Raw genomic sequence first — 25,245 nt, forward strand, 5'->3', positions numbered from 1 at the left:
GATATATGAAAAAAAGATTTAAAACCAAAGGCTTGTTCCTTGCTTTGAATATTATAGGTATGTCTGCATTTGCACAAGAGACTAGCGACGCTGCTGTAGATTCCGTTATAACCGTTAATGTTAAAACTGCCGCTCCAACATTCAGCGAACTCTTAGTTAAAGAACCGGCAGTTCAGGTTATACAGTCTGGAACCGTTGGTAACGCATCTCAGTTAATGATTCGTGGTTTGAGTTCAATTAATATGAATGCCTCGCCGTTTGTATATGTAGATGGTATCCCTGTTAGATATACCCGTTCGCTACCATCGTTCTTATCCGTTTTTCAGCCGTCACGTTTTAATTTTATCAATCCTTATGATATCCGGGATATAAAAGTGGTTAAAGAAGGAAAGGAACTTTCAGAAATTGGAGGAAGAGGTGCTAATGGAGCCATATATATAGAAACGGATAGGGGCGAATTAGGAGGAACTAAAATCGATTTCTCTGCAAAGTTCGGTGTGGCGAGTGCTGATTACAATATCGACCGAATGGATGCCAGTCAGTTTAAAAATTATCTCGGTAATTATTTACTTGAAAACGGGAGTACCCAAGAAGAACTAGATCAGAATCCAATTTTCGACACAAGCTCCCCGCTATATAACCACAATACAGATTGGCTGGGTATGATCACAAGGAATGCAAGGATATCCGATTATCATATAAAGCTTAAAGGTGGAGATGGCGATACACGTTATATGTTTAGTGTAGGTTATGCCGATAGAGAAGGAACCATTAAAGGGTCTGATATGAATCAGGCTAATTTAAGGTTCAATATAGACTATAAGCTTTCACCAAAAATTGAGATAGCAAACCATCTCGCATATACGTATGCAAAAGTACATTATGCTGAACAAGGATTTAATTACAGCATACATCCCTTGTTTAATGCTGTAACCAAAGCCCCATTTATGAGCCCTTATTTATTCTCAGAATCAGGAGAGATATCAAATCGATTGGCCGATGTGGATGTTTTGGGAAAAAGTAATCCGATTTCGCTGGTTGAAAATATGTATAACAACAATGAAGATAACCGGGTAGATGGAAATATTGTTGCCAGCTGGCTAATGCAACCTGGGACCTATTTACGCTCATCGTTTGTATTCAATTACATGAACCTGACGGAAAAACAATACCGTCCCGCATATGGAATAGTTCCGGATTTGAATAGAACCAGACAAAATTTAAAACGAAACTCCAGTGAAGCTACCATTTTATGGAATACCTGGTTTGAGAAAAACGGATCATTTGGGAAGGTAAACAAGTATTTTGGAAAAGCAGGGTTGTCTGTAGAATCGTATGAAGAAAAAGCCGTTTTCGCGCGTAAAATTAACGCAGGTACCGATGACTATGAAACGTTGGACCAGGGGATATTAGATTCCGCTTCTAATTCGAAATATAACTCAAGATTGGCAATATTATATTTGCGGGGAAACGTGGATTTTTTAAACAAAATAAACATAGGTGCAAATTTGAATATCGAAGGTTCATCTAATTTTGGTAAAGAAGGAAGGTGGGGAATTTATCCGGGAGTAAATACAGAAATAGATTTATTAGACAGGAGCAAACATAATCAGTTGGCACTTCGCGCCGGCTGGGGTAGAACAGGAAATAATGATTTGCGAGGCTATTATCATTACAATCTTTATTCAGCTGCTAATTATTATGGCTATGGCGGTGCATATTTAGGAAACATTGCAAACGAATCGATCAAACCTGAAGTTACCGATATGTATGATGCAGGAATAACGCTGGGTTTATTTGACAGAAAACTTGTACTTAATGGAGGATATTACTACAAATCAACATCCGATCTTATTACACAACGTACGTTGCCAATTGAACTGGGACTTGACCCGCAGTTTGAGAACAATGGAAAGATGGCCTCTCAAGGTATTGAAATAAATTTGAATGCGACGTTAATTAATCAGACAGCGTTATCTTGGTCCGTTTTTGGAAGTTTTTCAACCTTGAAGAACAAAGTAAAAGAACTTAGAAATGAAGATATCGTTAAATCAATAGGAGGAGTTAGCACAATAGCCAGCGTAAATGAATCCATAGGAGCTTTTTATGGCTATAAGGTGCTGGGTGTTTTTGCTTCAGATGAGGCAGTAAATCTGCAAAAGTCCGACGGTACTAATTTTAAGGCCGGAGACTATATTATCCAAGACATAAATAATGATTCGAAAATTAATGATCTCGACCGCCAGGTAATTGGTTCTGCTCTCCCAGAGGTATTTGGAAATTTCGGGACTTTTCTAAATTATAAACAAGTATCGTTAAACGCCCTATTTACCTATGCTGTAGGAAACGACATTTATAATAGTTTTAATCAGCAAATGCATCTAATGGCTGATTATTCTAATCAGTCTCCTGATGTTGCAGGCCGCTATATTTCGCCATCCAGCCCCGGAACCGGATTAAGCAGAGCGGCATTGGATGATCCTTCATCTAATGGAGTTACATCCGATCTATGGGTGGAAGATGGCAGTTATCTGCGATTGAAAAATATTACAGTTAGTTATGAGGTACCAATCGCCACGAGAATGGCATTCTTCCGGGCTCTTAATGTATATGTAACAGCAGAGAACCTGATGACTTTTACAAAGTACAGCGGTTTAGATCCGGAAGTTGTAACAACGCCAGACCCAATGCTCCGGGGAATTGATTTTGGAGCATCACCGCTCTCTCGATCATATATAGTCGGGCTGAAGATGTCGTTCTAATTAAATTTGAAGAAAATGAAGATGAAACCAATAAAATTAATGATCACAGCGGCACTGCTGAGTATTTGTATCATATCATGCTCGGATTTTTTTGAAGTTACCCCAGAGAGTTCAATTCAAGAGGATGACTTTTATAAAACCGAGGCAGATTTAAATGCATCAGCAATTGGAATGTATGAATCACTTGCAAAGGAAGCACATAAATTTTTGTTGTGGGGAGATGCCAGAGCGGATTTGGTAACAACGGGTCAGCTTGAACCCGATCCATATATAAATGAATTTGTGGTTAATAATGTAAGTACTAATAACCCCTATACGAGCTATGCCGGAATATACAGGACAATTGCGAGGTGTAATCGCCAGATGGAGAAAGTGTATGATGTCCATAAGTTAGATAAGAATATAACGGATAGGGATGCAGGGGCTTTTTATGCCGAAGCCTTACTCTTAAGAGCTATTTGCTATTATCAATTAGTGCGTACCTTTGACGAATTCCCGCTCATTACTTCGGATTATGCAGAACAGATAAGGTATGTTAATGCTGTAGGAGATACGATTACCGAATCCACATTAAGCTTAACTCCCGGACAAATCGAAAGTATATTGAGCATGCCTGCTGATAAACAAGAGGTATGGACGCTCATATTTAGTGATGCGCAAACGGCATTAGGATTACTTCCCATTAATTATCGGTGGAATGGTGGAACATCGCTCTCTTCTAAAGAACGGTATGGAAGAGTTTCTCAAGTTCTGGCAGCCCTGTTTGCGGGAGAAATAGCTTTATGGTTGGGGGATTATCAAAGTGCATCGTCTTTTTGTGATCTTCCAATCAGAAACACCGCATACTCTTTAGGTGTTTCGGGTACCTGGATGAATCAATTTACAAGTACTAGTGCCGCTAATCATTCCATGTTCTTGCTGGGATATGAATACAATCAAGGATTTGAAACAAACAGGCTGCAGGAGTTCACATCATCCGCGCGCAGCGACGGAGGCAAGTATTATTTAAAACCGGCAACCGCCATAGTTGATGCCTTATATACAGATAATTATTCGGATACTGATGCTGATATAAGAGAACAATTCAGCTATAAAGTACTGGATGGGGATACTGTGATCTGGAAATACATCGGGCTGGATAATGTTTCATCCAGACGACCACCTTATCAAAGCAATGCAAACTGGCCTATACTACGAAGTGCAGATGCTTATTTAATAAAAGCGTTGGCAGATTTGAGGTTAAATAATTATTCATCTGCTTTTAATTTCGTCAATCAGGTAAGGGAGGCCCGGGGTTTGGTAAAGCTGGATAATTTAACGTTTCCTTATACCGATAAGGAACTGATGGAAGACATGATTTTTGCAGAACGGGCACGCGAGTTTGCCTTCGAAGGAAGACGTTGGTATGATTTAATGCTGCGATCGCAAATGAATGGAAGAAATATGCTTGCAAATGTGGTTGCGGAAAAGTACCCATTGGAAGAAAGGGCGACCATTAAGGAGCGGTTAGAAAATGAGGCCAACTGGTATATTCCGATTGATCCAAAATTGTGGAGATAGATTTTTCTATTGAAAGCATATATTAATGAATAACCGAGCTTGCGAGCTCACGAAGTAATTATATACATATGAAAACTAATAAAATGAAGACCTGTATCTTTTTTATCGGAATAATTAGTTTCCTGCTATCAGGCTGTTATAGGGAGGAGCACTTCGACTTCCCTGGTCCATTTCCGGAAGAGCAGAGAATTCCCGATCCACTTCCGTTTCCATTTGATGTAAATAAACAAGCCGGAGAATGGTTAATTAAAGATGGCGTTCCGGATGACAGCAAAGTGTTGATTAAAGGATATACGGACTATGTAGCAAAAGGAGACACGATTTCCTGGACAAGAAATGTGGGTGCGTTGGAAGTGTTCCCCCATTATAATTTTTACCCTTTGTCTAATGCGGATCATTTCAACGGAGATAATACTGCTTCGCAAAAAAACCGGATATTCTCAAAATATTTTATGCCGATGGGTCAGGGTAAGACCTTTTATTTGTATACCAAAATTACGCTCGGAACATTAAACGCTACTGCAGCTGGTATTCCTTTAGGCATGAATAATGAAACTGGTAACTTGTTAATATGGGGGCTTGACGGTGGAAATGCGGGTCAACCTACGTTTTTCGTTAATTACTTTGGAACAGTTGTAAATGTAAACCCTAATGATGGCTGGCCTACAATAAATGAGGTCATGAGTCCAGGAGTTCCGGCGGAATTAGAGGTCGTAATTGCAGAAGGAATATTTTATTTGAGAGTTAATAATACGCTGGTTTTTCAATTTAATATTCTGCCCGGTCAATTAAGTTATTTTACTCCTTTTCTCAGACCTCACCGTAACTTTATTAAAGTTCATGATTTGTATATTGAAAGCAACGATATGTACATTTTAAACTATGCAATGCATGAATATGAACAAGGATATACCAAAATACAATCTCCTGCTTTGGCAAAAGCTAATAATGGTGACTTGTTGCTTTTTGCCGAAGGACGTTCCAATCCGGGATCAGCCATTGAGAGAGTTGCGCAAAATACTATTGCGGTTGGTAACACCGATATTATCATGAAACGCTCATCGGATGGTGGTACCTCCTGGAGTGATCAATTGGTAGTATTAGCGGGTGAAAATAGTAGTTCAACGTATTGTTTTCCTCAGGTAGTAAGTCTGGGAAATGGAAAGATTATACTGCATTACACGAAGATTGAAGGTTTATTTGATGTGACGGATACGTATACTTATAATGGGAATACGCAACAGATTTTTCAAATTGAATCAACGGATAACGGCCAAACCTGGAGTTCGCCTGTAGAGATTTCTACCCCGTTGAAAGTTGCTAATACTTATGTGCGAAATGGCTCGGGGCATGGAATAGAATTAAAATCAACGACGTATAATAATCGGATAATCATGCCACTTTCATACAGCAATAACACCGTTAGGGTAGCTATTTCTGACGATGGGGGGCAAACCTGGAATCTTAGTAATCAGTTGAATGGCTCTACCTATAAATATCCATCCGTTGTGGAGTTGGCTGATGGAAGACTAATGATAGTTATGGGGCACACAGCTACCACACCTAGAAATAGAAGAAGATCTTATAGTAGTGATGGCGGCCAAACCTGGAGTACTGTAAACAATATTAGCTCGACTTTTGTGAATGTTGGTCAATTTGGACATCAATATGCAGGCGTTTCCGTGAAAGGGAAAGATGGAGAAATCATATTAATCACACCAACCGATAGAGAAACAGATGCTGATACGAAAAACACGATTCCCTATCCAACTAGCCCCGTTGCTTATAAGAGTACAGATAATGGTGATAGCTACACTTCAATAGGCGAATTACATACCAAAACCACCTATTTTGGTTATAAATTGCCCTATGGATTTATGGATGCGGTAGTGTTAGACGACGGTACTGTTGTTATTGTCGGCGAAGGGGGGATAGAAAGTCCTACGGAAGGAATTGTGATTTATAAAAAATAAGAAATTTAACCTGGCGAAAGGAAGCTGTGATACGGTAGTATGATAATTGCTTTCTTGCTAATAACGAATAAAACACATGAGAAATAAAATTATAAATCTTTTGTTGCTTACGGCAGCCATCTGTTTATCTTCTAAAAGCAATACCTATTCAAAAAGTGCTGCCGAAAATTGGTTCGAGGAGATGCTTAATGCGAGCAGCGGGGCGGATAGTGCTAGCTGGGTGAATTCTATACGCGTAGAGACATGGTATGAACTACGTGACCGTTATAATGACCCGATGTCGTTAATGGAAATGACTTGGGAAGAACGCGACAAGATATGGCAACGTGCGCTACCTGAAGATGCAGACAAATACAGTGTTTTAGCAAGAAGGTATTGGCGTTCTTATTTGGTTTCTTGTAATGAGCGGGGAATTAAACCGGTTAAATTTGATACCATTTCAACTAGTTTAAAAGAAGTACAGAAAGTAAGGCAGGTCTACCTGGAATCACGGAAAGCAGAATATGTCATCCTAACCCCCAAACCGTCTAAACAGCCACAGATAAATAGTGTTGGTGCATATGGAGTACGTCCGGGAAGTGAAATCATATACCGGATTGCCGCCACAGGAGATCGGCCGATGAAGTACACGGTGTCGGATTTGCCGGATGGTTGTGAGTTTGATGCGGAACTGGGAGTTATAAGAGGCGCTATTGAAAGAGAAGGACAATATAATCTACTTATAACAGCTCAGAATAAATATGGGAAATCTGAAAAAAAAGTGACTATAATTGTGGGACAGCATATAGCGCTTACACCACCAATGGGATGGAACAGCTGGAATTCTTTTGCTTGTAATGTAACAGCTGAAGATATAAAAAGTACTGCAGATCAGTTAATAAAAACCGGGCTTGCGGAGTATGGCTGGACCTATATCAATATAGATGACTGCTGGATGAAAGTACCTGATGTAGAGCATATGGAGGCAAAAGAAAAGGCTTTACTGGAGCCATACTACAAAGCAAATGTTGATTTCCGTATCAAAACAAAAAAGGTTCGCTTCAATGAGCAGGAATTGATTGGAGACACGCGTGACACAGGAGGAAATATTTTATCTAATAAAGATTTTCCAGATATGAAATTGTTGACAGATTATTTGCATAAGTATGGGTTTAAGGCAGGGTTGTATACTTCACCAGGACCCCTAACTTGCCAGCGCTATGAAGGTAGTTATAAGCATGAATATGCCGACGCAAAGCAATTCGCAGAATGGGGTTTTGACTATTTGAAATATGATTGGTGTGGCTATCGTGCAGTTGTTTCGGAACCAAGCCTAGAAGAAGTGCAACACCCATATCGGCTAATGGGACAGGCACTAAAAGATGTCGATAGAGATATCGTTTACAGTCTTTGTCAGTACGGGATGAAAGAAGTATGGAAATGGGGGGCATCCATTGGCGGAAATGTATGGCGTACTACAGGTGATATCCGGGATAATTGGGAAAGCATGTCACGAATTGGCTTTAATCAGGCGGGCTTAGAATCTTATGCTGGGCCAGGGCACTGGAACGATCCGGACATGCTCGTCGTGGGGTATGTAGGATGGAGTAAAAATTTGCGTCCGACTTATCTTTCGCCAAACGAACAATATACGCATATCTCCTTATGGAGTTTGTTGGCCGCTCCCCTGTTAATAGGCTGTGATCTGACGCGCTTGGATGATTTTACATATGGATTGCTTTCTAATGCTGAGGTTATTGCAGTAAATCAGGATATTCTTGGTAAACAAGCTTCAAGAATAATTAATGAAAACAATATTCAGGTATGGGCCAAACCATTATCAGATGGTTCTATGGCGGTTGGTGTGTTCAATCTGGGGGAAACTCCTGTGAACTATCAATTATCACTTGCTTCATTAGACTTGCCGGGGAAACATACATTACGCGACATCTGGAAACAAGAAGATATGGGAAACATCGAAACGTCGTTTTCTGTAAGGATAAACAGACATGGGGTTAAATTATTCAAAATTAAATAACGCTGTTGTCCACTAACATTAAAATCCTTTAAACAAGTAAAAAAATGATAAAGCACATGTTGACATTTAGTCTTTGTGGTCTTTTAACGGCGACATGTGGCCAAATTATGGCGCAAAAAAAAGCTTCGAAACCTAATATAGTTTTTCTGTTTGTTGATGATTTAGGTTATGCTGATGTAGGTTTTAACGGCTCTATATATTATGAAACTCCTGCAATGGATAAATTGGCAAGAGAAAGCTTGGTGTTAGAAAACTCTTATACCTATCCTACTTGCTCGCCATCAAGAGCAGCTTTGCTAACTGGACAGCAATCTTTCAGGACTGGGGTTTATACGGTTCCTGTTTTAGAAAAGGGGGATAATACAGAAAATATTTTTTCCAGATGGACCATAGACAAAAGCTATCCTCTTTACGCAGAGCCGTTGGCGGCGGCGGGATATAAGGCTATACATCTAGGAAAGTGGCATATTGTAGGCCCAGACCCTATAAATGAACTACAGAAACCTTATCCCTTTAAGGAGAAATTGAAACAGCCTAATGCTGGAAATTTCGATTGGGTGGCTTTGGCAAAATCTAAAGGAGTACAACAGTTCTATCCAGAGGGACGGGGCTTTGTAAAAAATGTTGGCGGTACTTTTAGAGGCGACCCAGCCTTTGAATTTGGCGGATATGAAAGCACAACTAAAGGGTATAGAGCACCTTTTAGTAATCCTTTTATCAGTCCAAAACCTAATGATGAATGGCTAACCGATAGATTAACAAACGAGGCTATAGAATTTATGGATGAGAATAAAGATGGACCTTTTTTCGTTAATCTACATTTTTACGCGGTACATCGTCCAACAACAGCTAGAAGTAAAGCATTAGTTAAGCATTTTTTATCTAAGCCTGGAGATTCTGTTTTAGGTCAGGGTGTTGGAAAAAAAAGGGAAGAAATGGCAAACTATGCTACTATGATCGCTTCTTTAGACCAAAATATACAACGTATTGTGGACTACTTGGATAAAAATGGATTAAGAGAGAATACCATGCTTATTTTATCTTCGGATAATGGCTATAATGATGGAACAAGTAGCAACAACCTCATGCGAGATGCGAAAGGTTACATCTATGAAGGAGGAATAAGAGTGCCCACTATTATAAATTGGCCAGATAAAATTACGCCCCGAAGAAGCGAAGCTCCAGTTTCATTATTAGATTATTTTCCAACATTTTTAGATGTTGCCGGGATAAAAAATTATAAAGGTAAACTGGATGGAAACTCCATGACCGCTTTGTTTAAAGAAGATTCTAAAATTTTTACGGAACGCCCAATATTCTGGCAAGTCTCCAGCCAGTATAAGCATGGCACATGTTCGGCAATAAGATATAAGGAATATAAGCTTATTCAGTTTTTGGCAAATGGTACAATAGAGCTTTACAATTTAGAGAATGACCCCAAAGAAGAACATAATCTAGCAAGCCAAGAGCTGGAAGTAGTGCATCAGTTGTTAACAAGCTTAGTAAACTGGAGAGAAGCAAATCATGTGCCTTTACCTTCCAATGCTGTAGTGAAATGATAATGATTAGTATAGATTATGACCACAATACAATATCACCTAAAAACATTTTTATGGGTAACAATCAACTTGGTGTCCCTTCATCCGATCATGGCACAGACCCGTAAAAGACCAAATATTATTTTCATCTTCTCTGATGATCATGCCTTTCAGGCGATTAGTGCATATAACGGTCCTCTGGCAAAACTAGCGCCTACCCCAAATATTGACAGGATAGGCAGTGAAGGAATGCGTTTTGATAAATGCTATGTAACTAATTCCTTGTGCACACCGTCACGAGCATCCGTGCTTACGGGCACCCACAGTCACATCAACGGAGTAAAAATACTTAGTGACGGGCTGAATAACAGCAAAATCACTTTCCCTATGATTATGAAATGTTTGGGTTATCAAACAGCTCTCGTTGGGAAATGGCACCTTAAATCGAAGCCTCAGGGTTTTAACTACTGGGAAGTGCTCAATAATCAGGGAGAATACTACAACCCTGATTTTATTACCAGCTCAAGTACGGCAAGGGTAGCGGGTTATGCAACAGATATCATTACTGACAAGGCGCTCAACTGGCTGCAGAACGGCCGCGATAAAGCCGAACCATTCTTACTAATGATCCACCACAAAGCACCACACAGATCATTTGAGAAAGGGCCTGATCATCTGCGCACCTTTGAGGGTGTCATCTTCCCGGAACCACCTACCCTGTTTGACGATTATGTCGGACGTGGCACATCTGCCAAAACGCAGGAAATGATGATCGGAAAAGACTTGCGTTTAGGAAAAGATTTTAAAATAGCACCCAAAGAAGATGAGTCTTCTGTGAATGGACGCATGACCGAGCAACAGCGCCAGGCCTGGAATCAAGTGTACGACTCGGTTTCAACCGATTTCCAATCCAAAAATCTGAGTGGGAAAGATCTCCTTAAATGGAAGTACCAGCGATATATGAAAGACTATCTAGCTACCGTGTGCTCCGTTGATGACAATGTTGGCCGTGTACTCGATTATCTTGATAAAAATGGATTAGCAGAAAACACTCTCGTCGTGTATTCCTCCGATCAGGGCTTTTACTTAGGTGAACATGGCTGGTTTGACAAACGCTTTATGTATGAAGAATCTTTTCGAACACCACTATTGATGAGGTGGCCAGAAACCATCAAAAAAGGAGCAATCAATACCGATCTCGTTTCCAATCTGGATTTTGCGCAAACTTTTATCGAATTGGCAGGGGGTAAATCACCAGAAGTGATGCAAGGGCTAAGCCTCGTGCCCGTCATGAAAAGTCAAACACCGAACGACTGGCGCACAAGTCTGTATTATCACTATTACGACTTCCATGGGCACAAGGTACAAAGACATGAAGGAGTAGCCAATAAAAACTATAAACTCATTCATTTCTATGACATCAACGAGTGGGAGTTGTATGATCTTAGGAAAGATCCGCAGGAATTAACTAACCAATATGACAATCCGGCTTATCCGGCAATTGTAAAAGCTATGAAGGCAGAACTCCAGAAGCTAAAGAAACAGTATGAGGTCGAATCTGTACAGACGAGCGATTCATCTGACTTAGCAATTGACCGATGAAAAGCGTATCGGTACTTTTAGAGAAACGGAGTAAATATTTTCAGGCAATTAGTCTTAGCGATTTTTGTTTTTATATGTTCTACATCAATATTGAGTGACAGTCGATATTTATGAACAAATTGATTATCCACCAAGAAAATAGAAATCAATTAATAAGCCTGCTATGAATCAAACTAAAATGCTTCTTTTATAACCAAATTAAACAGATTAAATTTTTAGAATTTAGAAGGAAAGGGCTATTCCATGTTCGCCCCCGTTCCCAAAGGCCGTATTTATAATGTTTTTGAGCTTCGGCTGGTCTTGGAAATGGGGCTTGCGGATCCAGTTCAAATTTTAAAAACGACAACAATAGCGAAGTTTAAAAGCTGCAAGCTCATTTACTACCACATTTCGATAGACTCAAGAAAGTCTGATTGTATATTTTTCCTACCCTAAATCTCTATTGAATACATAGCTATTGGTTAGCTGTAACATGTACGTTTTTAAATTTTATCCATTCCAGGGGAGGAAATGGGGTGAAAAGCCAAGTCTAAATGATAGCAGGAAAAATAAAAGATAAAAAATAACCAAACATTTGGATTTGTAAATGTTAACTTATACATTTGACATGTAGTACATAACTACTTAACTAAGGTTAAACCTTTTCGTTATAAACTATGAAAGCAACTTTCGAAGTGTTCAATTTAGATCTATTGCCAAAGTACAGGCAATGGAAATGGATTTGGGCAGTTGTATTATTTATGTTCTTGCAGGATCCCGTATATTTATTTGGCCAGGATGAGGTAATCATATCAGGGGTAGTACGATCTCAAATTGATGGAAAGACACTTCCCGGAGTAAGTATACGCGTAACGGGTGCGTCAACGGGCGTAATAACCGATAAAGATGGCCGCTATATTATAAAAGTTCCAGAGGGAGGAAATACTTTACAATTCAGTTATACCGGTTACAAAGAGTTGGAGATTATTACCAATAATAGATCTGTTATCGATATTTCGTTAGAAGCAGAACAGCATAGTTTGGACGAAGTGGTAGTAATCGGTTACGGCAAGCAATCGAGAAGGGAAGTAACAAGCGCAGTTTCAAAATTAGGTGGAAGCGCTATCGCGGATTTGCCTACGCCGACTATAAGTTCAGTTCTGCAGGGCAAAATAGCTGGTGTCCGAATTGCTCAAAACAGTGCGTCGCCCGGTTCTGAATCCGTTATCCGCATTCGCGGAGGGTCTTCTATTAATAAAAGTAACGTTCCTTTGTATATTGTAGATGGGTTTCCTCGTCCTTTTAATGATCTTGATCCCAGAGATATAGAGTCAATCGAGGTATTAAAAGATGCTGCGGCCGCTGCTATTTATGGTGCGCGGGCTTCCAATGGTGTAATCATCATCACTACAAAACGTGGTAAAAAAGGATCTTCTAATATCAGTTTTGACGCAGGCCTTGGGTATCAAGAGTTCTTCCGCCGGATCGAGACCTTATCTGCCGAACAAGCTTTGCAGATAATGAGACCCGCAATAGTGCAATCAAGATTTAAAGAAGAGAGAGACTTTAATGGCAATACCGGCTATGGTACCGGGAACGATGAAAATAGTACATGGACTACGCGCTTTCTGCAATCTGGCGAAGTGGTATCTCCAGGCTGGAAAACTATGGAGGACCCCGTAACCGGAAAAATGCTGGTATTCCAGGACAACGATTTACAAGATATTTTGTATCGACAATCGCCACAGCAGAATTATAATTTAACAGCCTCAGGCGGAACAGATAAAATTCAATATTACGGCACTACCAGTTATTTAAATCAGGAAGGAGTTGCAATTGGTTCCTTTTACAATAGATTTAATGTCAGAAGTAATGTTGATTTTAAGATAAATGATAAAATAAACATAAAAAGTAATACCAATTACTCATATGGGAGAACTAATCAATTTATTAATGAAGCTAATATCTTCTCGAGAGGAGTATTTAATGCGCGAACAATCAGAGACCATCTTCCAGACGGCACTCCTGGATGGGGATCCAATGCCTCGTTAGCTAATCCCTTGTGGGTTGTGAAAACGAGAGACAATGACGCTACGAACAGTCAAACCTCGATTGGACTAAAGGGAGACTGGGAGCCAGTTAGTAACTTACATTTCAGACCAAGTTTCGATTATCTTACCTTCTATTCCACCACGGATTATTTCGAGCGAGCGCACTTTTTTAACTCAAGGCGCACGGCGGAATTTACAAGGAATCGGCAACAAAACACACAGTACGAAATGACCTTAAGCTATGACTTCTCCTTTTTAAACAGACATCATTTTAATACCCTTTTAGGATATACCGATCTGTCGTTTAAAAGCGATGACGCAGGTGCCGAAGCTTACGGGGCTGGTACAGATAACATTCCTACGTTAAATGTATCACCTTTAATAGATGGAGCATCGTCGAGTCGCGCTGAAGAGCGGCTGATAAGTAATTTTTCCAGAATAAATTATAATTATGAAAATAAGTATCTATTATCGGCTACACTTAGAAGGGATGGTTCTTCAAAATTTGGTAGCGAGAATATCTTTGGCTATTTCCCAAGCTTTTCGGCAGGTTGGGTGCTGTCAGATGAATCCTTTGCTAAACCACTGTCAAATGTCATTAGTTTCTTTAAATTAAGAGGCAGCTACGGTGAAACGGGGAATAACGATGTTGGTCGTTATACCTGGCAGGGTGCTTATAGTGCGGCACTGCAATATGGAGGTAATGCAGCCATAAGCTCAACCGATATGCCAAACAGAATTTTGGGATGGGAGCGGACAGCTCAAACGGATATTGGATTTGATTTAAGCCTATTTAAAAACCGAAGGATTGATGTGCTTTTTGACTATTATATAAAAAAAAGTAAGGATCTGTTGTTTTCGGTGCAGCTGCCTAGGGAGACAGGTTATAATACGATCGAATCAAACGTGGGTATAGTAGAATTTAGGGGTTATGAGGTTGCATTATCTTCAAGAAATATTGCGAATAAAATATTCTCTTGGTCAAGTGATTTTAATATCGCTTATAATACCAATAAAGTGATTTCGTTACCTGAACGACAAGGAATCGAGAAGAATAGGATCAACGGGATTGTTTTTGCTGATGGAACCGGTTTTGGCGGAATTGCGGAGGGCGAGCGAACTGATAGTTTTTTCGGCTATAAAGTTGACAAGATTCTAGATAACGTTGAGGAAGCTACCAATGCTCGTTATGATCAACTGGCTTACGGATACAATCCGGCAACTGGTACCAGAGTTCAGGGATCAAAGCAACCCGGCGATTTTGAGTGGGTAGACCGCGACGGCGATGGGAAGATCACCGAATATGATCAGTTTATTTTAGGATATAGCACCCCGACCACGACGGGAGGATTAAAGAATACATTTAATTACAAAGGACTAGAATTGGGTGTCTTTGTCGACTTCGCTGTGGGTGGCTCAAGAATGGATGCGGACAGAGGATGGTTAAATGGAACGGGTGCAAAAAGCCAGACTCCGACAACGGATGTTCTTCGTTCATGGCAAAAACCAGGTGACGCCTCCATTACTGATATGCCCCGGTTGTCTTATAACGATTCAAATCACAACAGAAACACCACCAGGCACAGCGATTTTTTAACTTACAAATCCGATTATCTCTGTCTGCGAGATGTTACCATTACCTATAATTTGCCTCATAAATGGCTGAATCAAACAGGAATAAATAATGTAAAAGTACGTCTGACAGCGAATAACCTGCATTACTTTACCAAGTATCCGGGCTTAAATCCTGAGCAGGAAAGAGGAATCGTAGACCACACCCATGGTACGTATCCTCCCTACCGGACTATTTTATTTGGGTTAACAGTTGAACTATAAAAGATATCATGAAAAAGCTATTTATAATTATATCGTTTATTGCATATTTTAGCAGTTCCTGCCAGAAGCAACTTGAACTTTCGCCAATCAGTTCCATTTCGGCCAACTCGTTCTGGAAAACAGAAAATGATGCAAGAGGTGCGATGTTTGGTTTATATAACTGTATGAGATCTGCTCTTGGAAATTATAACTACCTGTTTTGGGGCGAGTTCAGAAATGGCTACTGGGAGAGTGGTTCGGCGGGCGCTATAACCGAATGGGTCAATATATGGGATAATAACCTAGATCCCATTACAGCAGGCACCAACTGGTCAGGGCTATACCAGGTGATCAATGATGCTAATTTAATTTTAAAGTATGTACCGAACATCCCATTTACTAATGAGCAGGAACGAGCTGAAATATTAGGGCATGCTTATTTTATGCGTGCTTTTTCTTATTTCTATGTGGTTCGGATTTGGGGTGACGCGCCAATTTCTACCACGCCCTTTGAATCAGCCGACCAGGATCTTTACCTATCACGGAGACCGGTTACAGAAATATATCAATTGCTAAAAGCTGATATTGACAAGGCTGGTGATATGCTACCTTCTGCCTCTGCTAACTTTTTAGCTAACAAATCCACGGCTAATATACTTAAGGCAGATATTTATGTATGGCTTGCTAAAATAGGAGGTGGTGGTGAAGCAGAACTACAGGTAGCAAACCAGGCTTTGAATAATGTATTATCTGCAGAGTATCAGTTTTCTGACAGTTATCTAGATGTATTCAGGAACAACGATAATAAAGAAATTATCTTCTCTATTTTCTACAACGAAATAGAAGGCGGTACGAATTATTCAGATACATTTATACCAACTACTACCGATGTGCCTGCAACGCTTAGAGATATAGTGCCATATAAGCCGTCGCCGAACCGTGCGCGATTTAACCAAGAATTTGTTACCCAGACATTGAACCAGGCTCCCGGTGATAGCAGGACAGCAGTTATCTGGCAGGAGATACCTCTTGCTAATGGTCTTGCTCTTAAATGGATTAATAAGTATATTGGCAAAGACGTAGCCGGCGTCCGCATGCTAGTTGATAACGTCCGGATATACCGGCTGGCAGATGTAATATTATTTAAGGCCGAAGTTGAAAACGCACTTCATCATCCCACCGAAGCGATCAACTGGATCAATAAAATTGCAAGGCGGGCATATGGCCAGGATAATTACTACCCGACATCTCTTAATGAAGATCAGGTTAACACGGCGATCTTAAAGGAAAGAATGATTGAATTTGCCGCCGAGGGTAAAACCTGGTTTGACATTGTCAGGTTCGGAAAAGCATTCACATTGATCCCCTCATTACAGGGCCGTGAAAACGAACATGAAGGCCATATCCTTTATTTTCCCGTTGCTCAGGATGTAATAAGCAGGAACGTGAATATTAAGCAAACAAAGGGTTATTAAACCTTCAGACTATGAGTAGTCTATTTGACCATAGTTCCCTCCATCTAAGTGCGTCCTAAATCCCGCATTGGAATTGAAAATATTTTTTGTTAATAACGAATAAAATACATGAGAAAAACAATTATTTATCTTTTAGAAGAAACACAGACCGTACAAGAAGATGTAGGAAACACCGAAACATCGTTTTCTGTAAGGATAAACAGACATGGGGTTAAATTATTCAAAATTAAATAATAGAATATGGTAACAATAAAAAAATATCTGCTTTTATTGCTTGTAAATCTGATCATCACTACTTCATTTGCTAAAATATCACTGCCATCAATTTTCAGTGACAACATGGTATTGCAACAAAATTCAAATGTTTCTATTTGGGGTAAAGCCAAGGCCCATGTTAACGTGATTGTACACACGTCCTGGAATAATCAGAAATATACGACGAGGTCTGATGCTAATGGATCATGGAAGCTATCCGTCGTATCTATAAAGGCTGGCGGGCCTTATCAAATTAAAATTAGTGACGGAGAAGAAATGATCTTGGATAATGTATTATTGGGCGAAGTATGGTTATGTTCGGGCCAGTCTAATATGGAAATGCCGGTTAAGGGGTTTCGGAATCAGCCAACACTTCATTCTGCAGATATTCTGTTAGACGCCGACAATCCTCAAATACGTCTTATTAGATATGATAAGACGCTTTCAAGAACGCCACAATATGATGCGAAGTCAACTTCATGGCAAATTTCTGATGCGCAAAGCGCAAAGGAATTTAGTGCTGTAGGATACCAGTTTGCGCAAGAACTTCAGCGTAAATTAAACGTTCCAATAGGAATGATTATGTCGACTTGGGGCGGTACAAAGATTGAAGCATGGATGCCAGAAAAGGCGCTTAAATCGTTTCCTGATATTAAAATCCCGGACATTGCTGACACAGCAAAAATTACCAAAAATGACCCATCGGTTTTATACAATGCGATGGTAAACCCTTTTCTTGGATACGGAATCAAGGGAGTGCTTTGGTATCAAGGTGAAGCAAACCGTTCAAATTATAAGCAATATGATGAGTTGATGGAGACAATGGTTAAAAGTTGGCGTAAAGCTTGGGATATTGGTGAATGGCCATTCTATTATGTTCAAATAGCTCCGTTTAAATACGATAGCACAGATGAATCGGCTTTTTTAAGAGAAGCACAATGGAAGGCAAGTACACAAATTCCTAATGCTGGAATGGTCGTGAGTATAGATGTTGGCGCAGAAAATTTTATTCATCCGCCGGATAAAACGACCATAAGTAAAAGGTTGGTGTATTGGGCGATGGGTAATACCTATGGGATGAAAGGCTTGGCATTCGCGACTCCTGTATACAAATCGCATAAAATAAACAAAGATGCTGTAACCATTTCTTTTTCTCATGCGGAGAATGGTCTTACTTCTTTTGGAAAAAATCTGTCTGCCTTTGAAATAGCAGGAGAGGATAAAGTGTTTCATCCCGCAAAGGCCAAGATTACCGGAGCAGGCGTTGTTGTACAAAGCGAAAACGTAAAAATGCCTGTTGCGGTTCGCTACGCATTTAAAGATTGGGTGGTGGGAGATTTGTTTAATAATGAAGGATTGCCCGTATCTTCCTTTAGAACAGATAATTGGTGATTTGGTGACCGGAATTAGATAATTAAAGAATGAAGATATCCAGAAGAAATTTTGTCAGAATTGGTGCCTTAACACCTTTAGTGTACGGCTTTCCTTTTTCAACAAAAAGACGGAATGCTGCGGAAGATTCTGTATCCGACTTATATAAAAATTTTCAAAATCCACCCGATGCAGCGAGACCCTTTGTCCGCTGGTGGTGGAATGGTGGAAGAGTTGTGGAAAAGGAACTGATACGTGAACTGGATGTCCTTAAAGAAATGGGAATTTCCGGTGTTGAAATTAATACCATTGCTTTTCCTAAATGGAATAGTCCGATGGATTATAAGGCCCTTCATTGGCTGACAGAAGAATGGCTGGAAGCATTAAGGACAACATTAATTGCTGCTAAAGACCGCGGAATAGCCTGTGATATTATCGTAGGTTCGGGCTGGCCTTTTGGTGGCGAATTCCTTAAAGAGGATGAGCAGTTACAGTTACTTGCTCTCGGAACAAAGCATTTAAAGGGACCGCAGCAACTTATAATAAAGAAAGAAGAGCTATTAGCTGAAACAGCTTTTCTAATGAAACGTAAAACCGGATCCATGGAACTTTTTGGATTGAGGCTTTCAGCGGCACATCTCGACTCTTTTAGTCCGGGAATTAACCTCAATTCGCAAATAAAGAACTCGGATATCATTATTGATGTACCGGCTGGAGATCATATACTTTACGCTGTTGCAAAATTAACAGGTTATTCATCTGTACAATACGGAGCACCTGGAGCATCGGGACCTGTTCTTAATCACTACAATAAAGCGGCCGTCCAACGTTACCTGGATAGAATGTCTGATGCGATCACCACCAGAATTGGTAATATAGGCGATCACTTCCGATCCATATTTGTAGATAGTCTGGAACTGCGTGGTTCAAATTGGTGTGATGATATGCTGGAGCAATTTAAGCAACGAAGAGGATATTCGCTGGAGCCTTATTTGCCTTTTATTCTATTTAAATTAAGCACAAAAAACACGCATACCGGCACGCAATCTATGGAGGACATCCTCTCCCTTTCTTCTCCAGCACAGGACGAAATTAACCGGGTGAGATACGATTTCGAAACAACACGTCTAGAACTCTTTAATGAACGGTTTTTTCAGACCTTTATAGACTGGTGCAAGAAAAATAAGGTTAAATCAAGAGTGCAGGCATATGGCCGCGAATATTACACGTTAGAATCAGCTATGCTGGTCGATATACCCGAATGTGAGACTTGGATTCGTGATGATGTAGGTGCCGATATGCCAGAGAACACCTTTAAAACCGGGAGAGCATATCGTCCTGTTAATAAGTTCGTTTCTTCTGCGGCAAGACTAACCGGAAAACGTGTGATAAGTTGCGAGGAGATTACCAATACGGATCTCGTTTTTAACGACACATTGGAAAGGATAAAAATAGTGGGCGATCAAAGCAATCTTTCGGGAGTTACGCATTCCATTTTGCACGGGTTCAATTATAGCCCTCCGGAAGCTCCTTTCCCGGGCTGGGTACGTTATGGGTCATTTTTTAGCGAAAAGAATACCTGGTGGCCATACTTGAAGACATGGCTCAACTACAAAGCTAGGTTATCTGCCGTTTTTCAAAACTCGGAAATGCAATCAGATATAGCCATCATGTTTCCATTAGCAGACATGTGGTCGGAAGTCGGTCTTCAATACCAGCAAGTTCCTCAAATGGTATACCCAGAATATGCGAACAACATATGGGAATCTATCCATCAAAATGGGAGTGGGTGTGACTACATAAACGAAAACATTTTGCAAAAGTGCAGCTTTTCGGGCGGCGGACTTCATTACAATACAAGAAGCTATAAAACGCTATTAATGGCTGAGATGGAATCGATAGCCCCAGAAACCCCGACATTGCTTAGGAAATTTGTAGCGGCAGGAGGGCAATTAATTTTTATCGGAAAAGAGCCTGTTAAGTCATTCGGGAAGCTGAATGCCAAAGATAGAGATCAAAAGGTGTATCTCGAAATTCAGTCTTTGAAAAAAGATTTCCCTCGTCATGTTACGTTCTATCCGGCTCCAAATGAAAAAATCATAGACTGGTATGCAAAGCTTCAGGCTAAATATAATCTCATACCTTTTGTTAAATTCGACAGACCTGTTTCTCATGTAAGTCAGGTACACTATAAAACCGATGAGGTAGATATTTTTTTTATTTGTAACTATCACCTGGAAAAGGCACATAAATTTACCGCGACCTTTAATGTTAGAAATAAAACGGCCTGGCTTTGGAATCCTGAGACAGGTGAAAAATATCTATATCCGTATAATGACGCGAAGAATGTCCTTGAAATCAGTCTTGATCCTGCACAGTCCATTTTAATCGTTTTTTCCAATGATACCACGGGCGAGGAGTATTCTCTCCCACGAGTTGCAGACATGCAAGCCTACACCATTGAAGGGCCTTGGTATCTAACGCTCGAAAAAGTGTATGAACCACCCGTTAAAACAGAGTTCCAGAAGTTAATCGATTTTAAAGAAGAGCCGAAGCTCCAGTCGTTCGGCGGTGTTATTTTTTATGAAAAACAAATCCATATTGATAACCCGGAGAATTACAAGTCGCTCGACCTTGGAAAGGTATTTGGCATATCGGAACTGGAGGTAAATGGCCAGCCGCTCGGATTCAGATGGTATGGAAAGCATTTTTACGATTTAAAAGAGGTGTTAAAATCAGGCAACAATACAATTAAAATAAAGGTTACTACGGTCTTGGGAAATTACGCTAAATCGTTGAAAGAGAATGCTGTTGCTCAACAATGGACGAATATCAAGCCACAGCCACTGTATTCTCTGGGACTTGTTGGACCTGTCAATCTGATGTAAATACGATGTGCTTAAAACAATGAGATTAATTAAAATCAATTATATGTTAAAACGAAATAACCATGTTATGGGGATAAAATTAAACTATTTTCGTATGCTACCGGTTTGTATAGCGATCTTGTTTTTAGCAGTCTCTTGTAAAAGCAATGACGTTGACGATCCGAATAGCCCTATACCCCCTTCTGTAACATCCTTAACACCTTCTATAACATCGTTGTCCCCGAATGCCGGGACGGAAGGAACAGAGGTGCTTATTCTTGGGGAAAATTTCGGTAACAATGGCGATAAGGTGGATGTTATTTTTGGTTTAAAGGTTGCAGAAATAACCAAAAGATCAAGCACTGAGCTCACCGCTAAAGCCCCTTCGGGCTTCAATAATGTTGCCCTAAACGTGGTTGTATCCGTTAATAATAAGCGTTCGAATATAGAAACGTTTACATATAACGATACTGCACCTCCCTTAATAACCACTACGACCACGACCTGTTTTTATGGTTCTACAGTTGTCATTAACGGGAATGACTTTAGCCCAAATATAGAAGATAATATTGTTAAGTTTGGAACGATAGAGGCAACGGTTATGGTGGCGACGAAGACCTCCTTAACAGTGACTGCTCCTGATTTAGGTAGCGCGGCTACCGCAGATGTTACGGTTACTAAGTTCGATATGGTCTCGAATGCCAAGCGTATTGCTGTCGATATCGACCAAAATAAGATCGCAACCTATAACTGGATCACACATACGATAAAACCGGGGCTAACTTACAAAACAGGTGAGTTCGATTTGTTTGGAGCAACCCTGCGAAGGGTATATATATTGGATGTTACACTTAGTGAGGCCAATACCTTAGGGATCGGTTTCTCACCAACCGAGATCAATACGGTGACCATGTGTAATAACGACAATGCTGTAGCCGGGGTGAATGCGGGGTATTTTCCATATGGCAATTCAACCAACAAGGACCCCTATATTAGGATTGATGGTACTACCGTTCAGAATGGACACTTGGATGTCAGCCAACTCTATACAAATTCAGCGCTTCTCATACATAACAATGTGGCTACGGTGAAGAAATTTACGGAGAGCGGTAAGGATCTGAATTTAGTGGCTGCGGCCATCCCTGTTTCGGAGGCGGAGAACATCATGGTGTGTGGCCCGATGCTGATTACTTCTGGTGTCATAGAAGCACTGGATATGTCGACTGGGCATAATAATTCGCAGACTGCAAGGACAGGGGTGGGCGTAACGGCAGATGGTAAACGTGTTTTTATGGTGGTTGTAGATACAGGGGGAGGTGTTACGGGTGTGACTACGCTACAGTTGGCGAAAATCTTGCAGGCCTTGGGTGCTATTAATGCCATGAACTTAGATGGTGGTGGTTCATCGACGATGTTTGTTAAGAATCAGGGAGACAATGGTCGTGTCAACTATCCTACTGGCGGCACATGGCAAAGACCCGTCAGGAGCGTGATTTATGTGAAGTAATGAAATCCACGAATACATAAAGAAATGAATGAAAATTAATTTGTATTAATTAAAATAACGAAGCACATAACTACTAAAAGAACAATCAATGAATCTTCTAAAAATTCCGTGCAGAACTCTGCTTTTTACTTTACTCATAGTCGTGTCCGTATTAAGTGCAAAACCAGATCAAAATCGCTACAGCTCGAACCCTGATCCGGATTCCATTGATTCAAATTTTCATCTGTATCTACTTATTGGTCAGTCAAATATGGCCGGTCGTGGTCTCTTGGATGTCGATTATAAGAACCTTTCTGATCCCAAGGTACTTATGCTCAATAAGGACAACGAATGGGTGATTGCGTCCCACCCGTTACATTTCGACAAGCCTAAAATGGCTGCAGTAGGTCCCGGACTTACCTTTGGGATTGAAATGGCGAAAGCAAATCCGTCGGTTAAAATCGGTTTGATTCCCTGCGCTGTGGGTGGTACCGCTATAACGTCTTGGGTGCCCTCAGCAATGGATCCTGTGACAAAAAAACATCCCTACGATGACGCCGTCACCCGGTTAAATACAGCAATGAAGAGCGGGGTAATAAAAGGAATCATCTGGCATCAGGGAGAAGCGAACAGTTCCCCTGAAAGGTCTTCCGATTATCTGGACAAGCTTGAATCGCTCATCGGACGCTTGCGAATAGTTGCCGGGGATGAGAATTTGCCTTTCGTAGCAGGCGAGCTCGGACGCTATCGCGACAATTATAAATTAGTAAATGATAAGTTACAACTATTGCCCGGGATAGTCCCGAATACCGCGTTGGCCAGTTCTGATGGGCTGACACATAAAGGGGATAACACACATTTTGATGCAGCTTCGGCAACGGAACTTGGTAAACGATTTGCGGCTCAAATGATCCACCTGCAACAAAATAAATAAGAGAAGAAAATTATTTTAGTAAACATAGAGGGATGAAAAATCATAAATATATTATTTTGATTGTTTCCACAATGGCATTAGCCATAGGTGGTTGCACCGTAAACAAGAAGTTGAGCGAACATAAACAGAAACCCAATATCCTCTTTATCGCGGTAGACGATTTGCGCCCCGAGTTGGGCTGTTACGGTCATGAAACTGTGCAGAGCCCCAATATAGATAAACTGGCAAAAACAGGCGCTTTATTCAACCGGGCCTACTGCCAACAAGCTGTATGTTCCCCTTCACGGACTTCTTTAATGACCGGAAGAAGACCGAATACAACAAAGGTTTGGGACTTAAGGACGCATTTTCGCAACACTATTCCAGATGTAGTTACTCTGCCTCAATATTTTAAAAATAATGGTTATCATACGCAAAGTATTGGCAAAATATATCACGATCCTGCATCAGCACAGGATTCTCTTTCTTGGTCTGTACCAGAAATACTCGCCGTCACCACGAAACAAGGAAAATATCTTCTGCCTTCAAATCTTCAGAAAAAGTCGGCTAAAGCAGCAGCATCAGAGATTGCAGACGTGCCTGATAATGCTTACGTTGATGGGCAGGTCGCAAATCAAGCTTTAGAGGTTTTAAGAAAAATTAAAGATAAGCCCTTCTTTTTGGCGGTAGGATTCCGCCGCCCACATTTACCTTTTAGTGCACCAAAAAAGTATTGGGATATATATGATCGTGACAATATCACCTTGCCTGTTGAGAAAAATACGCCAAGAAATATACCCTCCTATGCCAGACATAAAAATCAGGAACTTAGAGGTTACACCGACATAGGCGTCGATAATGTAATTACAGACGATAAAACGAGGGAATTATTACACGGTTATTATGCTGCAATTAGCTATACTGATGCCCAAATTGGAAAGGTGCTGGACGAGTTAGATCGTTTGAATTTAACAAAAAATACCATTATCGTATTGTGGAGTGATCATGGATTTCATTTGGGAGAGAAGGGGCTATGGGCAAAGTCAACAAATTATGAACTAGACACCAGAGTTCCCTTAGTAATCGCTGCTCCTGGGAAAAAGCAAGGTATAATGTCTAACGGCCTAGTTGAATTGGTGGATTTATATCCAACTTTGGCTGATCTGGCCGGCTTCCAAATTCCAGATAATCTTGAAGGAACTAGTTTAGTCCCTTTACTAACCAATCCCGACCAATCTTGGAAAAGTGCTGTATTTAGCCAGTTCCCCAGACCCTGGATATACAAAGGAATCCCGAATTTAATGGGTTATGCGATGAGAACAGATCGTTATCGTTACGTAGAATGGCGTGATTTTAAAACAGATGAAATTAGCGCAATCGAACTATATGATCACCAAGTAGACCCTTCAGAACTAAATAATATAGCGGATCTGCCTTCGAATGCTATTTTGATTAACGAACTAAAACAAAAACTCCACGACGGCTGGTCTAAAGCTAAACCAAGCACGATTGCTCATAAGCACTGATTAAATATAAAAATATAATTTTCTAGGAATATCACATTTTTTTATTACTTTTATA

Annotated in this window: 13 protein-coding genes; all 13 read left to right on the forward strand. The window is 40.4% G+C overall.

Annotation, left to right across the window (positions count from 1 at the left end; genetic code table 11):
• The first annotated feature begins 5 nt into the window (after positions 1-5).
• The 13 genes from H8B17_RS01090 (at position 6) to H8B17_RS01150 (ending at position 25,190) form a co-directional block, all read left to right on the forward strand.
• Complete coding sequence (locus tag H8B17_RS01090) at positions 6-2,762, forward strand: SusC/RagA family TonB-linked outer membrane protein (RefSeq protein WP_190307335.1); 2,757 nt, start codon at positions 6-8, stop codon at positions 2,760-2,762.
• A 15-nt stretch (positions 2,763-2,777) separates the two neighbouring features.
• A complete protein-coding gene (locus H8B17_RS01095; protein ID WP_190307336.1) occupies positions 2,778-4,322 on the forward strand; it encodes a RagB/SusD family nutrient uptake outer membrane protein in 1,545 nt (514 codons plus the stop codon).
• Positions 4,323-4,390: 68 nt separating this feature from the next.
• Positions 4,391-6,295, forward strand: coding sequence for a sialidase family protein (locus H8B17_RS01100; protein WP_190307337.1), 1,905 nt, complete (start codon positions 4,391-4,393; stop codon positions 6,293-6,295).
• Between the two features lie 76 nt (positions 6,296-6,371).
• Positions 6,372-8,312 carry a glycoside hydrolase family 27 protein gene (locus tag H8B17_RS01105; RefSeq protein ID WP_190307338.1) on the forward strand — a complete coding sequence of 647 codons (1,941 nt, stop codon included), beginning with the start codon at positions 6,372-6,374 and terminating at the stop codon, positions 8,310-8,312.
• A 44-nt stretch (positions 8,313-8,356) separates the two neighbouring features.
• Positions 8,357-9,871: a sulfatase gene (locus tag H8B17_RS01110; protein ID WP_190307339.1), complete on the forward strand. Its 1,515-nt coding sequence runs from the start codon at positions 8,357-8,359 to the stop codon at positions 9,869-9,871.
• 18 nt (positions 9,872-9,889) lie between these two features.
• Positions 9,890-11,452 (forward strand): sulfatase family protein, encoded by a 1,563-nt coding sequence (locus tag H8B17_RS01115; protein WP_190307340.1) that lies wholly within the window; start codon positions 9,890-9,892, stop codon positions 11,450-11,452.
• A 656-nt stretch (positions 11,453-12,108) separates the two neighbouring features.
• On the forward strand, positions 12,109-15,318 hold the full coding sequence (locus tag H8B17_RS01120; RefSeq protein WP_190307341.1) for a SusC/RagA family TonB-linked outer membrane protein: 3,210 nt from the start codon (positions 12,109-12,111) through the stop codon (positions 15,316-15,318).
• A gap of 8 nt (positions 15,319-15,326) precedes the next feature.
• Positions 15,327-16,772, forward strand: a complete 1,446-nt coding sequence (locus tag H8B17_RS01125; RefSeq protein ID WP_190307342.1) for a RagB/SusD family nutrient uptake outer membrane protein — start codon at positions 15,327-15,329, stop codon at positions 16,770-16,772.
• A 240-nt stretch (positions 16,773-17,012) separates the two neighbouring features.
• On the forward strand, positions 17,013-18,419 hold the full coding sequence (locus H8B17_RS01130) for a sialate O-acetylesterase (protein ID WP_190307343.1): 1,407 nt from the start codon (positions 17,013-17,015) through the stop codon (positions 18,417-18,419).
• 29 nt (positions 18,420-18,448) lie between these two features.
• Complete coding sequence (locus H8B17_RS01135) at positions 18,449-21,286, forward strand: glycosyl hydrolase (RefSeq protein ID WP_190307344.1); 2,838 nt, start codon at positions 18,449-18,451, stop codon at positions 21,284-21,286.
• A gap of 19 nt (positions 21,287-21,305) precedes the next feature.
• On the forward strand, positions 21,306-22,772 hold the full coding sequence (locus H8B17_RS01140) for a phosphodiester glycosidase family protein (RefSeq protein WP_148918070.1): 1,467 nt from the start codon (positions 21,306-21,308) through the stop codon (positions 22,770-22,772).
• A 142-nt stretch (positions 22,773-22,914) separates the two neighbouring features.
• Complete coding sequence (locus H8B17_RS01145; protein WP_190307345.1) at positions 22,915-23,685, forward strand: sialate O-acetylesterase; 771 nt, start codon at positions 22,915-22,917, stop codon at positions 23,683-23,685.
• Positions 23,686-23,717: 32 nt separating this feature from the next.
• Positions 23,718-25,190 carry a sulfatase gene (locus tag H8B17_RS01150; RefSeq protein ID WP_222867709.1) on the forward strand — a complete coding sequence of 491 codons (1,473 nt, stop codon included), beginning with the start codon at positions 23,718-23,720 and terminating at the stop codon, positions 25,188-25,190.
• Positions 25,191-25,245: the final 55 nt, after the last annotated feature.

Origin of the sequence: Sphingobacterium arenae (assembly GCF_014692505.1) — a bacterium.
In the GTDB taxonomy this organism is placed as follows: Bacteria; Bacteroidota; Bacteroidia; order Sphingobacteriales; family Sphingobacteriaceae; genus Sphingobacterium; species Sphingobacterium arenae.

Bases quoted from the DNA above. Each gene is read 5' to 3' on its own strand.
- H8B17_RS01110 (WP_190307339.1), top strand. From the start codon at position 8,357: ATGATAAAGCACATGTTGACATTTAGTCTTTGTGGTCTTTTAACGGCG.
- H8B17_RS01130 (WP_190307343.1), top strand. From the start codon at position 17,013: ATGGTAACAATAAAAAAATATCTGCTTTTATTGCTTGTAAATCTGATC.
- H8B17_RS01125 (WP_190307342.1), top strand. From the start codon at position 15,327: ATGAAAAAGCTATTTATAATTATATCGTTTATTGCATATTTTAGCAGT.
- H8B17_RS01095 (WP_190307336.1), top strand. From the start codon at position 2,778: ATGAAGATGAAACCAATAAAATTAATGATCACAGCGGCACTGCTGAGT.
- H8B17_RS01090 (WP_190307335.1), top strand. From the start codon at position 6: ATGAAAAAAAGATTTAAAACCAAAGGCTTGTTCCTTGCTTTGAATATT.
- H8B17_RS01105 (WP_190307338.1), top strand. From the start codon at position 6,372: ATGAGAAATAAAATTATAAATCTTTTGTTGCTTACGGCAGCCATCTGT.
- H8B17_RS01120 (WP_190307341.1), top strand. From the start codon at position 12,109: ATGAAAGCAACTTTCGAAGTGTTCAATTTAGATCTATTGCCAAAGTAC.
- H8B17_RS01140 (WP_148918070.1), top strand. From the start codon at position 21,306: ATGAGATTAATTAAAATCAATTATATGTTAAAACGAAATAACCATGTT.
- H8B17_RS01100 (WP_190307337.1), top strand. From the start codon at position 4,391: ATGAAAACTAATAAAATGAAGACCTGTATCTTTTTTATCGGAATAATT.
- H8B17_RS01135 (WP_190307344.1), top strand. From the start codon at position 18,449: ATGAAGATATCCAGAAGAAATTTTGTCAGAATTGGTGCCTTAACACCT.
- H8B17_RS01115 (WP_190307340.1), top strand. From the start codon at position 9,890: ATGACCACAATACAATATCACCTAAAAACATTTTTATGGGTAACAATC.
- H8B17_RS01150 (WP_222867709.1), top strand. From the start codon at position 23,718: ATGAAAAATCATAAATATATTATTTTGATTGTTTCCACAATGGCATTA.